The following is a 15191-nucleotide window of genomic DNA, read 5'->3' as shown; positions in this document are numbered from 1 at the left end:
ATGACTATTAGCCTATTACTACCTAAGCAGTTGGCCTTACTCAGCCTGTGCTGGCTAGCCACCTACCTGCCCGCCCACGCCCAGCGCCAGCAGCTTTTATTTAATAACGACTGGAAATTTCACCTTGGTGATGCGCCCGGCAGCGAGCGCCCCACCGCCGATGACCACGCCTGGCGCGCCGTGACCCTGCCGCATGATTGGAGCATCGAGGGGCCGTTTAGCGAGCAGTGGGCCAGCGCCACGGCCTACCTGCCGGGCGGCCTGGGCTGGTACCGCAAGTCGTTTACCCTGCCCGCTGGCTACCGCGGCAAGAAGGTATTCGTGTATTTCGATGGGGTGTATAAAAACAGCGAAGTGTGGCTGAACGGCCACTTCCTGGGCAAGCGGCCCAGCGGCTTCGCCTCCTTTCAGTACGAGCTAACGCCTTATCTGGCAACCGCTGGCCCCAACGTGCTGGCCGTGAAAGTAGACCACCGCGAGGTAGCCGACTCGCGCTGGTACACCGGCTCGGGTATTTACCGCAACGTGTATTTGCTGGCCACGGCGCCGGTGCACGTGCAGCAGTGGGGCATGTGCTTCACCACACCGCAGGTGTCGAAGAGCACCGCTACGGGCAAAGTCAGCGTGGCACTGACCAACGCCAGCGCCACGGCGGCGGCCGTTACGGTCACGAGCACGCTGCTTGATGCGCGGGGCCAGGCCGTAGCCACGGCCAAGCAAGTACTGAATGTGAAGGCCAAGGCCGACGGCACCGCTAGCCTCACGCTGCCCATCAAGAGCCCCGCCCTGTGGTCGGCCGACCAGCCCAATCTCTACCGGCTGCGGGTGAGCCTGGCCGTGCAAGGCAAACCCACCGATGAAGTGACTGAGGAAGTGGGCGTGCGCACCATCCGCTTCGATGCCAACCAGGGCTTTTTCCTGAACGAGCAGCCCACCAAGCTGCGGGGCGTGTGCCTGCATGACGACGCGGGCGCGCTCGGCGTGGCCGTGCCGCCCGAGGTGTGGGAGCGCCGGCTTAAAACACTAAAAGCGGCGGGCTGCAACGCCATCCGCATGAGCCACAACCCGCACGCCGACTATTTCTACCGCCTCTGCGACCGGCTAGGCTTCCTGGTCATGGATGAGGCTTTCGACGAGTGGGAGCGCGGCAAAAACAAGTGGGTGGCCGGCTGGAACGTGGGCACCCCTAGCCAGCACGGCCCGCACGAATATTTCAAGGAATGGGGCGACCGCGACCTGCGCGACATGGTGCTGCGCAACCGCAACTGCCCCAGCATCATTATGTGGAGCATTGGGAATGAGATAGATTATCCCAATGACCCCTACACCCACGAGGTGCTCAACACCGGCCGCAACCCCCAGATTTATGGCAAAGGCTACCTGCCCAGCCACCCGCCCGCCAGCGAAATGGGCCCGCTAGCCCGCCGCCTGGTGGCCGTGGCCAAACAGGCCGACAGCACGCGACCCATCACGGCTGCCCTGGCCGGCGTGGTGATGTCGAACTTCACCGACTACCCCGCCGCCCTCGACCTCGTGGGCTACAACTACCAGGAGTTTCGCTACCCCGAAGACCACAAGCAGTACCCCCAGCGCATTATCTACGGCAGCGAAAACGGCATGGCGCCCAGCGCCTGGGCCGCCGTGGATAGCAACGCCTACGTATCAGCCCAGTACCTGTGGACGGGCATCGATTACCTGGGCGAGGCCGGCAAGTGGCCGCAGCGCGCCAACGGCGCCGGCCTGCTCGATATGGCCGGCTTCCCCAAGCCCGAGTATTATTTCCGTCAAAGCCTCTGGACCAGCGCGCCCCTGCTCTACCTCACTACTGCGGAGGCCCCTAGCAAGCCCGGCGCCCGCCAGCCGCACCTCGCCCCTACCTGGAACTGGCCCGCCGCCAGCCAGGTGCACGTGGTAGCCCTCACCAACAACGAGGCCACCGAGCTTTTTCTCAACGGCCAGTCGCTGGGCAAGAAAACCGGCCGCCTGCCCGCCTGGGACGTGCCCTACGCCGCTGGTGAGCTCCGGGCCAATGGCTACCGCAACGGCCAGGTAGTGAGCGAAACGCAGCTGCGCACCGTTGGCGCGCCTACGGCTCTCCAGCTCAAGCCCGACCGCACAACCCTAGCCGCTAAAACCCAGGGCCTGGCCCAGATAGAGGCGCAGGTGGTAGACCAGGCCGGCAACTTGGTAACCGACGCGACCAACGAAATAAGCGTGACGCTCACCGGCCCGGCCCGCCTGCTGGGCATCGAGAGCGGCGATATTGCCAGCCACGAGCCCTACGCCGCGCCGCGGCACAAGGCCTACCAGGGCCGGCTGCTGCTCTACGTGCAGGCCACCGGGCCGGGCGCCATTCGGGTGGCGCTGGCCGCGCCGGGGCTAACCAGCCAGGCTGCCGAGCTGCGCGCCGAGTAATTCAGTAGAACAAACACATCCGTCCTGCTCATCTGGCGTCCGCTTGTCGAGCCATCCTGGTCGAATCATTAAGGTAATAGCCCTAGTGACCCGACCAGGATACTTCGGCAAGCGGACGCCAGATGCGCAGGACGTTTTTTTATTTATGGATGTTTTGGGAAAGGCTTTTCGTAGCAATGCAGTAAAGTAGCCTGCACTAAAAATTTACACTATTTTTCCAGAAGTAGTCGGCACGCCTAACATTTTTCGCTTATCTTGCAACACCAAAATGACCAGACCTTTGTTGCCCTAATAGTCGGCACGCCTAACAGTTTAACTTCCCACCTTATCCTATTTCCATCATGGAAACCTCGCACAAAGCTGCTGTAAATGGCGGCGAATTTATCATCAAGCCTACTGAGGCTCAAGACGTTTTTACGCCCGCCGACTTCACGGAGGAGCAGAACATGATGTACCAGACCTGCCTGGACTTTGTGGCCACGGAGGTATCGCCGCTGCTGGAGCGCCTCGACAACCACGAGGAGGGCCTCATGCGCGGCCTGATGGAGAAAGCGGGTCAGCTTGGCTTGTTTGGCGTGAGCGTGCCGGAAGAGTTTGGGGGCCTGAATATGGATTTTCCTACCGCGCTGCGCGTGACGGAAGGAGTAGGTGGCGGCCACTCGTTCCCGGTGGCCTTTGCGGCGCACACGGGTATTGCCCTGCTGCCGATTCTGTACTTCGGCACTGATGCGCAGAAAGAGAAGTATATCCCTGGCCTCACCGACGGCACCCTGATGGGTGCTTACTGCCTCACGGAGCCGGGTTCTGGGTCGGACGCGCTAGGGGCCAAGACCAAGGCTGTGCTCAATGCCGAAGGCACGCACTACGTGCTGAACGGCCAGAAAATGTGGATTACCAACGCGGGCTTTGCCGACGTGTTTATCGTGTTCGCCAAGATTGACGGCGAGCAGTTTACAGGCTTCATCGTGGAAAAAAACACACCCGGCCTGAGCCTCGGCAACGAAGAGCACAAGATGGGCATCAAGGGCTCCTCGACGCGCCAGGTGTTTTTGAGCGACGCGCTGGTGCCCAGGGAAAACGTGCTGGGTGAGATTGGCAAGGGCCACCTCATTGCCTTTAACGTGCTGAATATTGGCCGCATTAAGCTGGCCGCCGCCTGCCTGGGCGGCGCCAAGGCAGCGGCTACCCAGACAGTGAAGTATGCCAACGAGCGCGTGCAGTTCAAGCTGCCCATCTCGAAGTTTGGCGCCATTCGCTACAAGCTGGCGCAGCAGGCCATCCGGATGTACGCCGTTGAGTCGGCTATCTACCGCGCCGGTGAGGACATCTACCGCAAAGAGCAGGAGCTGCTGGCTAGCGGCCTGGGCACCAACGAAGCCCTGCTGGGCGCGGCCCGCGAGTTTGCCGTAGAGTGCGCTATTCTGAAGGTAGAGGGCTCGGAAGTACTTGACTACGTAGTAGATGAAGGTGTGCAGGTGTACGGCGGCTACGGCTTCTCGGCCGACTATCCGATGGACCGGGCCTACCGCGACTCGCGCATCAACCGGATTTTCGAAGGCACCAACGAAATCAACCGGATGCTGGCCGTAGACATGATTTTGAAGAAAGGCCTGAAGGGTGAGCTCGACCTGATGGGCCCGGCCCAGGCCGTGCAGCAGGAGCTGATGAGCATTCCGAGCATGGGCGAGAGCGACGATTCGGCCTTCGCCACCGAGAAAAAAGCCATTGCCAACCTGAAAAAAGCCGTGCTGATGGTGGCCGGCACGGCCGTGCAGAAGTACATGAACTCGCTCGCTAAAGAGCAGGAAGTGCTGATGAACATTGCTGACATGGCCATCAAGACCTACACCGCCGAAAGCACGCTGCTGCGCGTCGAAAAGGAAATCGCCGCCAAAGGCGAAGAGGCCCTAGCCCAGCAGCTCGATATGGCCCGCGTGTACCTCTCCGACGCCATCGACCTGGTGGAGAAATCGGGCCGCGAAGCCATCGCCAGCATGACTGAAGGCGACGAGCAGCGCCTGCTCAGCATGGGCCTCAAGCGCTTTACCAAGCCCGACCTCTTCAACGTGAAAGAAGCCCGCCGCCGCGTGGCTGCCAAGCTCATCGAAGCCAACGAATATTGCTACTAGACCACTGATTAGTACGGATTTCGGCGAATTTCACGGATTTTGCGGACGATTCGCTAGGGTTTGTATTCGGCATTTGCTCTACCTACCAAACCAGAAAAGGCCACCCAGTTGGGTGGCCTTTTACGTTGGAATTGACCCTAGCGAATCGTCCACAGAATCCGTGAAATTCGCTGAAATCCGTGCTAATCAGTGGTCATTTGAGCTTCACTTCGTTTAGCTGTAAGGCAGCCGATTTCTTATTGGGGCGGCTGACGCCGATAATGGTTTTGGGGCCTAGCCACGTACTAAAGTCCTTGACGTAGGCGAGCTGCTGGTCATTGGCCACGTTGAGCTTAAGGCGCTGCGGGGCACTCACTACACCGGTAGGCGCCTGGATTTTGCGCAGGTAAAGGTCTGACTTGCCGTCGATGGTTTCCAGAGTCATCAATTGCACCTCCTCACCAAAAACGGCGGCGCGGTAGCCGATGCCCGTATAGCTGTCGATGGCCGGGGCCACCTGGTCTTTGGCCACAATGGCGTGCCAAGTCGGCGTGAGAAAAGGACTGTACCCAAACAGATACAGTTCGCGGGCATGCACGGGCAATTCCGGACCACCTTCCTCGAAGTGCCGCTCGGCAATGATAACCAGGTTTTTACTGTCAGTCAGCAGCATATCGCCCAGGTAAATATCGGCTAGGGTCTTTACCTCGGCACCGGTGGCTTTGCTTATTTCGGCCAGGAAAGCGGGCGCAAAGGGCAGCTCCTCGGCGAGCTTGAGCTTGCTTTCGGCAAAATCAAAGCGCACTACCTTCAGGCCGCTGAGCTGGCCGGTGCGGTCGTTGGCGCACAGCGCGGCGGCGTAGAGCTGGCCATCGGGCTGGAGCGCAAACCTGGCATCGCGAATGGTGATGGGCTGGCCGCCGAAGGTGCCCCCCACCGGCACGCCCATTACCTGGATAGCGGTGGCAATGCCGATGCGGTCGGCGGTGGCGGGATACCGGCGCACGGTCAGCTTCTTCATGCCGTCGCCGAGTAGCGTCACGTACTGAATGCCGTCGTTAGCCAGCAAGATATTGGGCGAGAAAAAATCGCCCTGGTCGCGGAAATCATACGTGCGGTCCAGGATTTTGCCCAGCTTCTGGTCGTAGAGCGTGCCTTCCAGGGTGCGCACCTGCGCGTCGCGCGTTACGTAGCGGTAGGCCAGCAGGCGGTTGCCATCGGGCGAGAGGCGCACCACGGGACGGCGGTCCTGGGCCGGGGCCGTCACTACCACTACCGGCGTACCCTTCTGGCCGCCGGCTAGCCCGAAGGGCTGCACCGTGAGGTTTTGGGCGCTTTCATCGGCGTGGTGCAGCACAACCCAGACCTGCTCAGCGTTGCGGCCGAAAGCTTCCACGGTTTCGCCCGGGGCTACGGGCAACGCGGTACTCCACTGCTTTTTGAGGTTGGCGTCGTAGCGCTCCACGGCGTAGGCACTACCGCTCTGGTGAGCCAGGATTACGAAACCGCCGCCATCGGCCAGGGCCAGGGTTTTCTGCGGCACACGCTGGTTATAGCGGTCCTCGCCTTGCTCGGGCAGGTAGCTAAAGGCGGCTGACTTGGTTTTTTGGGCCTGCACGGGGTGGGTTGCCCCTAGCAAGCCACACATTGCCAGAGTAGTAATACCGAAGAGAAAGCGCATGAGAATACTCGTTAAGAAAGGTCGCTAGTGACCTTCGCCGCGCCAAAAATACCCCCGCCAACCCAAGTAGCCTGCCCGTCACTAAGCAAAAGCCGTTACTGAATAATCCAACCGGCCAGCCGGGCTGGCGTACCTTTGCCAGTGCAAGCTCTTAACAGAACTTTAATTCGGCGAATGAAACTATCCCGGCAGGCAGCCGTTTAATCGGCGCGCTCTGGAGCTAGTAGCAGGTTGCTCACCTCCATCTATTTTTCCCACCCATTTTTTAATTTTCTGATAGTCAAGACTAAATCTACTAACTGGCACCAATTTTGGGATAGTACGTGCCGCTATCTACACCTTATGAAATCACTACTGAAACTCGGTTCATTATTTGCCCTCATTATTGCCGGCCGCTATATGCAGCTGGCCCAGCCCGCGGCCTCGGCTGGCCTTGCTACGGCTCCCGTCACGCTTTTTGTTTCGGATAGTACCGACAGTGTAACGCTAACAAACTACATCAAAAACGAGCCGGCCACTACGATTACGCCGGTTAGCCAGCGAAAGCAGCAGTCGCTTCCCGTTACTTGGTTTTAAAGGCTAAGCGGTTTCAATAGAAACCGCTTTTTTTATGCCTGATCCGGCCGTCAACTAGCTGATTCTACTCCAGTTGACGGCCGTAGCCGGCAGGCTCTCGATGTGCCGCCGGATGTTATGATGCTCGGGCCGGGTCAGCTCAGGGTCATCGCTAAGGATAGCCTGGGCGGCGGCCCGACTCTCGCTCAGGATACGGCCATCCTTAGCCAGGTCGGCAATGAGCAGGTCGAGCACACCGCTTTGCTGGGTGCCCATCAGGTCACCGGGGCCGCGCAGCTTCAGGTCAATATCGGCAATCTCGAAGCCGTTGTTGGTGCGCACCATCGTTTCGAGGCGGGTACGGCTGTCTTTGCTCAGCTTGTAGCCCGTCATCAGGATGCAGTAGCTCTGGTCGGCACCCCGGCCCACGCGGCCCCGCAGCTGGTGCAGCTGCGAGAGGCCAAAGCGCTCGGCGCTTTCAATCACCATCACCGAAGCGTTGGGCACATTCACGCCCACCTCGATTACGGTAGTAGCCACCATTATCTGGGTTTCCTTTTTCACGAAGCGGGCCATCTCAAAGTCCTTTTCCTCGGCCTTCATGCGGCCGTGCACGATACTGATTTGCAGGTCGGGAAAGGCGCGACTTACACTTTCGTAGCCATCGGTCAGGTCTTTGTAGTCCAGCGTTTCACTCTCCTCGATGAGCGGGTACACGATGTACACCTGCCGGCCCAGGGCCACCTGGTCGCGAATAAACTGAAATACTTTCAGTCGGTTGGCATCGTAGCGGTGCACCGTCACGATGGGCTTGCGGCCGGCGGGCAGCTCGTCAATCACGCTCACGTCGAGGTCGCCATAAAGCGTCATGGCCAGGGTGCGCGGTATGGGCGTGGCCGTCATCACCAGCACGTGCGGTATCACGTAGGGGTTTTTCTGCCACAGCTTCGAGCGTTGCGCCACCCCGAAGCGGTGCTGCTCGTCCATGATGGTCAGGCCCAGGTTGCGGAACTGCACCACGTCTTCGAGCAGCGCGTGGGTGCCCACCAGCATCTGCATTTCGCCGTTGCGCAGCTGCTCGTGCAGCACGCGGCGCTCGCTGGTGCGGGAGCTGCCCGTGAGCTTGCCCAGGTTGATGCCCAGCTGGTCCGCATATACCTTCAGGCCCTGGTAGTGCTGGTCGGCCAGAATTTCGGTGGGCGCCATCAGGCAGCTTTGGGCACCGTTGTCGGCCGCCATCAGCATCGAGATGAAGGCCACGATGGTTTTGCCCGAGCCCACGTCGCCCTGCAAGAGCCGGTTCATCTGCCGGCCGGCCAGGAAGTCCTTATAAATCTCGTGGATAACTCGCTTCTGTGCCCCCGTCAGGTCGAAGGGCATAATGTTCTTATAGAAGTGCACCAGCGTAGGCACCTCGTTAAAAACCTGCCCGGCCAGGGTCACCTTCCGCTGGTCTTTCTGGCGCAGCAGCTTGAGCTGAATATAAAACAGCTCCTCAAACTTGAGCCGGAACCGGGCCTTTTCGAGCAATTCGGGCGTTTGCGGAAAGTGAATCTGCTGCAAGGCCTCGGCTTTACCCATGAGGGCGTAGTGCTCAATGAGTGCCGGCGACAGCGTTTCCGTTACCTGGGGCAGGGCAATTTTGAGCAGGTCGCTCATCATCCGCATTATCGCCTTGCTATCAATGCGGTGGTAGTTTTTGAGCTTCTCGCTCGTGTTGTACACCGGCTGCAAAAAGCTCTGGCCAGCCTTCTGCGCGGTTACTTCCTCCAATTCAGGGTGGGCCATCTGCGGCCGGCCGTTGAATAGGGTAGGCTTGCCAAACACAATGTATTCCTGGTGATTCTTAATGACTTTTTCCAGGAAATTTACCCCCTTAAACCATACCACTTCCAGCTCGCCGCTGGCGTCGCCTACCTTCGCTACCAGCCGTTTTTTGGGTCCCTCGCCTATTACCTCACGGCCGCGCAAGATACCTTTTACCTGCACGTAGGGCAAGTCATCGTGCAGGTCTGCAATGTTATAAAACTGCGTGCGGTCGAGGTACCGAAACGGATAGCGCTGAATCAGGTCGCCGTAAGTAAATATTCCTAGCTCCTTGCCCAGCAGCTGCGCCCGCTGCGTGCCCACGCCACGCAGATATTCGAGCTTGGTTTGAAAGAAATTACTCATTTCTGTAATAGAACGCGGGTGTTGGCTAGCCTTTTAAGAACGTCATGCTGAGCCCGCCCAAGCACCTCGCCCACATCGTTAGGAAAGCAGCCTAGCGGCGCAGACAAGAGGTTTCGGCAAGCCCAGCATGAGGCTTCTTTCAAAAATATATTACTTATTGTATTTCAACGAGTTAAGGAGTTTCATCATGTCGTATTTCACATACTCGATTACCGGGGCCAGCGAGTCGTTGGCCGTGGCCGTGCGAAAGTAGAGTGCCGCCCGAAAGAAATGCTTGGTGCTGTCGGTGGTGTAAAACTGAAACTGGCTGGGCACCTCGCCTTCCAGTTCAAACACCGAGGCGCGCATGCCGTTGGGCGTGCGCAAAATCTTCTCCTCAATCGAGGTAGCCTTAATCTGGTGCTTGCCCGTGAGCTTGCGCGCATCCTCCATCATCTTATTGTAGAGCCGACGGTTACGCACCACATTGGTGTAGGTTATCTGCACGTTGGCGTGCAGCTGCGGGTAGTATACGTTCAGCCAATCGGGCTGCGCCAGATACGATGAGTCGCGCAAGACCTTGGCATACTGCGAGTACTCGAACGTGTACGGGTGGCCCGGCCCGAGCGTCCGGTAACGGTGCGGCGGCAGGTCGATGCGGTTGTAGCCCTTGGGCTTGGGCGTAAAATCGGGGGCCGATGAGCAGGCCGCCAATAGCCCGGCCGCGCTAGCCGCCAGCAGCGCCAAACCCCAGAATCGGGAAGAAGTCATACGTATAGGAAAGCCAGGCAAGACTCAAAGTTAGCAGGCTACTTCCCTGCCCAACGCCAAAAAGCCCCGGCTTGGTGCCGGGGCTTTGCTACTGGCTAGCGTGCCACCAGGGCGAGCCAGCTTAAAAAGGCAGCTGGTCGAGCTCAGGCTCCTGGCGCAGGCTCACGCTTTCGGGAGCGCCGGGGCTAGCCGCGCCGTTGCTGGAGCCCCCCGGCCGGCCACCGAGCAGCGAGATTTCATCAGCGATAATTTCCGTGATGTAGCGCGTCTGCTGGTCTTTGTCCTGATACTGGCGGGTGCGCAGCTTGCCTTCAATGTACACCTGCGTACCTTTTTTGAGGTATTTCTCGGCCAGCTCGGCCAGGCCGCGCCAGGCCGAAATGTTGTGCCACTCGGTGCGTTCCACGCGGGCGCCCTGCTTGTCTTTGTAATACTCATTGGTGGCTAGCGTGAAATGAGCCACGCTGTTGCCCCCTTCCAAATGGCGCACCTCGGGGTCTTTGCCCAGATTACCCACCAAAATCACCTTGTTTACTCCTGCCATAACTTTTTCCTGTAATACCGTAAGGCGACAGCCAACCACAGCTGTCATTGACGAGTTAAAGATACAAAATTATTTTCTGATTGCAAATTATTTTAGTAAATTTATCTACCAAAAATAGCAAAAATTTTTACCCTATCTCACCTTCGCCAGGTAATTGCTAATGAGCACCGGCTTAGGCAATTTCTCAATTTCAGCGGCCGAAAAGGCGCGCAGGCCGGTATCGCGCAACGTCGTTTCTGGCAGCGCCGCCGCTAGCTCCACGGCATGAAAACGGGCTTCCAGCTTTTGGTGGCTCAGCACGTGGCGAAGCGTGGGCGCGGGCCGGTCTTCAGCCACGCGCATGGTAGCGAGCTGGCCACCCAGCGCCTCCACCTGGCGCACAACTTCGGCAGCCGGCAGGTCGGGGCTAGCGGTTTCGGCGAGGGCAAAATCATAGAGCCCCTGCCAGATATCGCCAGCCAGGCGCTCCTTCAAATACAGCTGCTCGGCGTGGCGCAGCACGAAGTAGTGAAAATAGCGCGTGCGGCTAGCTTTGGCCTTGCTCTTAACGGGCAAGAGCGCCACCTGCCCGTGCTGAAAGGCCCAACACTGACTTTGCAGAGGACAAAACAGGCAGTCGGGCTTGGCCGGTGTGCACTGCAAGGCCCCAAATTCCATCATGGCCTGGTTGAATTCGGCGGCGTGGGCCGGCGGCAGGTGCTGGTCGGCCAGGGCCTGAAACTCCTTGCGCGAGCTAGGCGCCGCGATGTCGGAATGCAGGCCAAAGACCCGCGCCAGCACCCGAAATACGTTGCCATCGAGCACCGCCACCGCCTCATCGAAGGCAAATGAGGCGATGGCGGCGGCCGTGTAAGGCCCTACGCCTTTAAGCCTTCGCAGGCCAGCGTAGGTGGCCGGGAACTGGCCATTAAACTCGCGCACTACCTGCTGGGCGGTGTGGTGCATGTTGCGGGCCCGGGAGTAGTAGCCCAAGCCCTGCCAGTGACGCAGCACCTCCTGCTCGGGTGCGGCGGCCAGGTCGTGCACGGTGGGGTAAGAAGCCAGAAAATCAAGGTAATACGGCAGCCCTTGCGCCACCCGGGTTTGCTGAAGAATAACTTCAGAAAGCCAAATGGCGTAGGGGTCGCGGGTGTGGCGCCAGGGCAAGTCGCGGCGATGCCGCGGGTACCAGGCCAGCAATGCCGAGGCCAAGAATGAATGGGATGGAACCGGTGCCGTAGCAGATGCAGTTTTAAGCAAAATAATGAGGCAGAATATTTTGGCCAAAAGAGAAACTTGGAAGTTTCCATTGGCCGAACAAAGTTTAAGGAGTACCTTTGCGCTCCGTTTCGAATGGCGAACCTCCTACCGGGCAAGGAATTACGTCGAAACGGTTGATTATCCGCCCGATATTTTTTTTCACTTCTAGTACCCCCCCTTACCAACGTGACCAAAGCTGAGGTAATTTCCGAAATCTCGCAAAAAACCGGCATTGAGAAAGCCGATGTGCTGACGACCGTCGAAGCCTTCTTCAAAGTAGTGAAGGATTCGATGACCGAGGGCAACAACATTTACGTGCGCGGCTTCGGCTCGTTCGTAAACAAAAAGCGGGCGCGCAAAGTAGCCCGCAACATCTCGAAAAACACGTCGCTCATCATCGACGAACACTACATCCCGAGCTTCAAGCCGAGCAAGACTTTCGTGGCCAAAATCAAAGCCAGCAAGAAAATCACTGGCGAAGGCTCGGACAAAGCCCCCAAGGCTGCCAAGAGCACCAAGAAGGCTAAAGCTTAGTTTAGTATAAGTTAGCGGTAAAGAAGTGATGGGGTGATAAGGGCGGACGGGCTAGCCACGCGGCAGGCCGCGGGTTCCCTCCTTATCACCTCATTGCTTGCCAGCCCTTCTTTTTCAGCCGATGGCTTCTACTTCCTCTTCCTCAATCAGTACGCATCAGCTGCTGCTGCTGGCCGGCGCCCTAGCACTGGCGGGCGGGCTCTACGCATTGCCCAAAGGCATCGTAAAGCCTAAGGAAGGCAAGGCTGCTCTCAACCGGGATGCGGCGCGCACGGCCAACCGCGACGGCGGCGGCATCGCCACCAACGGCGCCAAAACGGAAGCCTCGTCGGGTCCGCGCCCGGCCGAAACCGGTACTGTTGCTGGTGAGGCTAGCCCTACGACGGCCAGCGCCCCGCACACGCAAGCCACTGCTGCTCAGCGCCAAGAGCTGAATACGCTACTGGCGCAGTATCGCACGGCTCCGGCCGCTGGCCGCCGGCAGGTGGCTACTACCCTAGCGGCGCGCTACGCCACGGTGCAGCGCTTCGATAGCGCGGGCTATTACCTGGCTAGCCTGGCCGCCACGCAGCCCAGCGAGAAAGCCTGGCAACAAGCGGCCGATGCTTATTTCCAAGCGTATAGCTTCGCGGCTTCGGCTGAGCGCAAGAAAATGCTCGGTGATAGAGCACGGGAGCTGTACGACAAAGTATTGGCAGCTAATCCAAATAACCTGGACGCCAAAACCAACCTGGGCATGGCCTACATGAGCAGCGACAATCCCGTAAAGGGAATTGGCTTGTTGCGTGAGGTACTGGAGCAGGACCCTAAGAATGAGAAAGTTCTCTACAACTTAGGTATTCTGGCCATCCAAAGCAATCAGTACGATAAAGCGGTCGAACGCTTTTCGCAGCTGGTGCAGGTTAACCCTAAGAATGTGGAGGGCCAGTTTTACCTCGGCGTATCGCTGGCCCGCACCAATCGGGGGCCGGCAGCGCGGGCAGCCTTCCAAAAAGCCAAAAGCCTTAGCGACGACCCGGCCCTGGCCGCGTCGGTTGATGAGGAACTGGCCAAACTCCGAAACTAACGCCGGCCTCGGACTACTCGCGGCAAAGGTGCTACTTTTGCACCCCAGCTTCAGCATCCGAAACCGGAACTCTTTTATATCTACCCTTTTAAACTCTCAGTACAATGCCCTGCGGTAAGAAACGTAAACGCCATAAGATTGCCACCCACAAGCGTAAGAAGCGCCTGCGCAAGAACCGTCACAAGAAGAAGTAATCTTCTGACTTAGTGCGGGGTAAGGGGTGGGCAGTGGGCCGCGCAAGCGCCGGCTGCCCGCCTATCTCTCACGTAGCCTCCGCCACGCGGACGACTACCGTGGTGTGCCGGATTGCCCTAGCGGGGCAGGCCGTGGCTCGCGAGGGGAAGCTGGGACACTACTGGTCCTGGCTTCCCTTTTGCCGGTTTCGGGGCAAGCCACTTTGGCCTACGGGGCCAGGCGGGCTACTTTAACTAACTTACTACGTTGAGCAATGAATTAATTATCAATTCCACCCCCGAGGGGGAACGGATTGCCTTGCTCCAGGATAAGCGGCTGATTGAGTATCACTTCGACCGCAACGACACCAACTACGCGGTAGGTGACATCTTCCTGGGTACCGTGCGCAAGGTGATGCCTGGCCTCAACGCGGCCTTCATCGATATTGGCTCCGAGAAGGATGCCTTTTTGCACTACGGCGACCTGGGCGAGCAATTTCCGTCCCTCAATAAATGGGTTGGCAGCGTGCTCAAGCACCAAGCTCAAACGGCTGGGCTGGAGCATTTTAAGCTGGAGCCGCCGCTGGAAAAAGTCGGCAAAGCCGACAGCGTCTTTAAAAAAGGCCAAAACCTACTGGTGCAGGTGGTGAAGGAGCCGATTTCGACCAAAGGGCCGCGCGTAAGTACCGACATCTCGATGGCCGGCCGCTACCTGGTACTCATGCCGTTCACGAATACCATTTCGGTATCGAAGAAAATTGTGAGCAAGGCCGAGCGCGACCGCCTCAAGCGTCTCATTGCCAGCATCAAGCCCGAGGGCTTCGGCGTGATTATCCGTACCGTGGCCGAAGGCCACGAGGTAGCTGAGCTCGACCGCGACATGCAGAGCATGGTCGAAAATTGGAACACCCTCTACACCAATCTACGCAAGGGCCAGCCCCGCGACAAGATGCTGGGCGAATTGGGTCGCACGTCTTCGATGCTGCGCGACATGCTCAACGAGTCGTTCGACTCGATTGTAGTGGATACGCCGGGTCGCTTCGAGGAGATGAAGGAATACGTGCAGAAAATCGCCCCGACAAGCTCGGACTGGTGAAACTGCACAATGGTAAAGTCAAAGTTTTTGAGCAGCTAGGCATTGAGAAACAGCTTAAAACGCTGTTTGGCAAGACGGTGAGCGTACCGGGCGGCGGCTACCTCGTGATAGAGCACACCGAGGCGCTGCACGTGGTGGACGTGAACTCGGGCTCAAAGAGCAACCAGGAAAACGACCAGGAGGCCACGGCCCTCATGATTAACCTACTGGCCGCCAAGGAAGTAGCACGCCAGCTGCGCCTGCGCGACATGGGTGGCATCATCGTAGTAGACTTCATCGACATGCGCGCCGCCGAGAGCCGCAAGAAGGTGGAAGACGCGGTGTACCACATCATGAAGCAGGACAAGGCCAAGTTTACCATCTTGCCCATCACCAAGTTTGGGCTGATGCAGATAACCCGGCAGCGGGTACGGCCCGCCGAAACCATCGTAACCGGCGAGGTGTGTCCTACCTGCGGTGGCACCGGCAAGATTTCGGCTTCCATCCAGGTTACCGACGAGATTGACAACAGCATCGACGACCTGCTAGTGAATCAAAACCAGGCGGGTATCACGCTCTACGTGCATCCCTTCCTGCACGCTTACTACACTAAGGGCTTGGTGAGCCGGCAGATGAAGTGGTATTTGAAATACTACAAGTGGGTAAAAGTGATGAAGGATACCGCGCTAGGTCTCACCGACTTCCGCATCGAAGACGAGCACGGCGAGCAAATAGAATTGCACTCGGCCGCCGCCGCTATGGCGCGCGCCCAGGACCGCGAGGTAGTGGTTGAGGATGTCTAGCTCCTTATTTCGCTAAATTTTGCAGCCCTAAAAAAGGCTACCCTTGCGGGTAGCCTTTTTGTTTTTAGCTGATTGA

9 protein-coding genes and 1 pseudogene are annotated in these 15191 nt (G+C 58.6%); 5 read left to right on the top strand and 5 right to left on the bottom strand.

Translation table 11 applies throughout. The annotated features are described in order from the left end of the window. Complete coding sequence (locus tag GKZ68_RS01145; protein WP_173109942.1) at positions 1–2415, top strand: sugar-binding domain-containing protein; 2415 nt, start codon at positions 1–3, stop codon at positions 2413–2415. A gap of 341 nt (positions 2416–2756) precedes the next feature. Further along, a complete protein-coding gene (locus GKZ68_RS01140; RefSeq protein WP_173109940.1) occupies positions 2757–4544 on the top strand; it encodes an acyl-CoA dehydrogenase family protein in 1788 nt (595 codons plus the stop codon). Positions 4545–4737: 193 nt separating this feature from the next. Here the strand turns inward: GKZ68_RS01140 and GKZ68_RS01135 are convergent, their stop codons facing one another. The 5 genes from GKZ68_RS01135 to mutY all read right to left on the bottom strand — a co-directional run bounded on the left by GKZ68_RS01135 (position 4738) and on the right by mutY (position 11416). Continuing rightward, positions 4738–6204, bottom strand: a complete 1467-nt coding sequence (locus tag GKZ68_RS01135; RefSeq protein WP_173109938.1) for a hypothetical protein — start codon at positions 6202–6204, stop codon at positions 4738–4740. A gap of 630 nt (positions 6205–6834) precedes the next feature. Beyond that, positions 6835–8931 (bottom strand): ATP-dependent DNA helicase RecG, encoded by a 2097-nt coding sequence (gene recG / locus GKZ68_RS01130; RefSeq protein ID WP_173109936.1) that lies wholly within the window; start codon positions 8929–8931, stop codon positions 6835–6837. A 150-nt stretch (positions 8932–9081) separates the two neighbouring features. After that, the gene (gene gldD / locus GKZ68_RS01125; RefSeq protein WP_173109934.1) at positions 9082–9681 is read right to left on the bottom strand and encodes a gliding motility lipoprotein GldD; all 600 of its coding nucleotides are present in this window, start codon (positions 9679–9681) and stop codon (positions 9082–9084) included. Between the two features lie 121 nt (positions 9682–9802). Next, positions 9803–10225 (bottom strand): single-stranded DNA-binding protein, encoded by a 423-nt coding sequence (locus tag GKZ68_RS01120; RefSeq protein ID WP_173109932.1) that lies wholly within the window; start codon positions 10223–10225, stop codon positions 9803–9805. 132 nt (positions 10226–10357) lie between these two features. Next, positions 10358–11416: an A/G-specific adenine glycosylase gene (gene mutY, locus GKZ68_RS01115; RefSeq protein ID WP_254244112.1), complete on the bottom strand. Its 1059-nt coding sequence runs from the start codon at positions 11414–11416 to the stop codon at positions 10358–10360. Positions 11417–11650: 234 nt separating this feature from the next. Between mutY and GKZ68_RS01110 the strand changes: the two genes are divergently transcribed. The 3 genes and pseudogenes from GKZ68_RS01110 (at position 11651) to GKZ68_RS01100 (ending at position 15115) form a co-directional block, all read left to right on the top strand. Beyond that, the gene (locus GKZ68_RS01110; protein ID WP_173109930.1) at positions 11651–11998 is read left to right on the top strand and encodes an HU family DNA-binding protein; all 348 of its coding nucleotides are present in this window, start codon (positions 11651–11653) and stop codon (positions 11996–11998) included. A 121-nt stretch (positions 11999–12119) separates the two neighbouring features. After that, entirely contained in the window at positions 12120–13064 is a 945-nt protein-coding gene (locus GKZ68_RS01105; protein WP_173109928.1) for a tetratricopeptide repeat protein, read from the top strand. A gap of 441 nt (positions 13065–13505) precedes the next feature. After that, positions 13506–15115, top strand: a pseudogene (locus GKZ68_RS01100) (ribonuclease E/G). Positions 15116–15191: the final 76 nt, after the last annotated feature.

The sequence above is a fragment of the Hymenobacter sp. BRD128 genome (assembly GCF_013256625.1).
GTDB lineage: Bacteria > Bacteroidota > Bacteroidia > Cytophagales > Hymenobacteraceae > Hymenobacter.
Note: the sequence above shows the minus strand (reverse complement) of the source record. Positions and strands in the feature narration are given on the sequence as shown.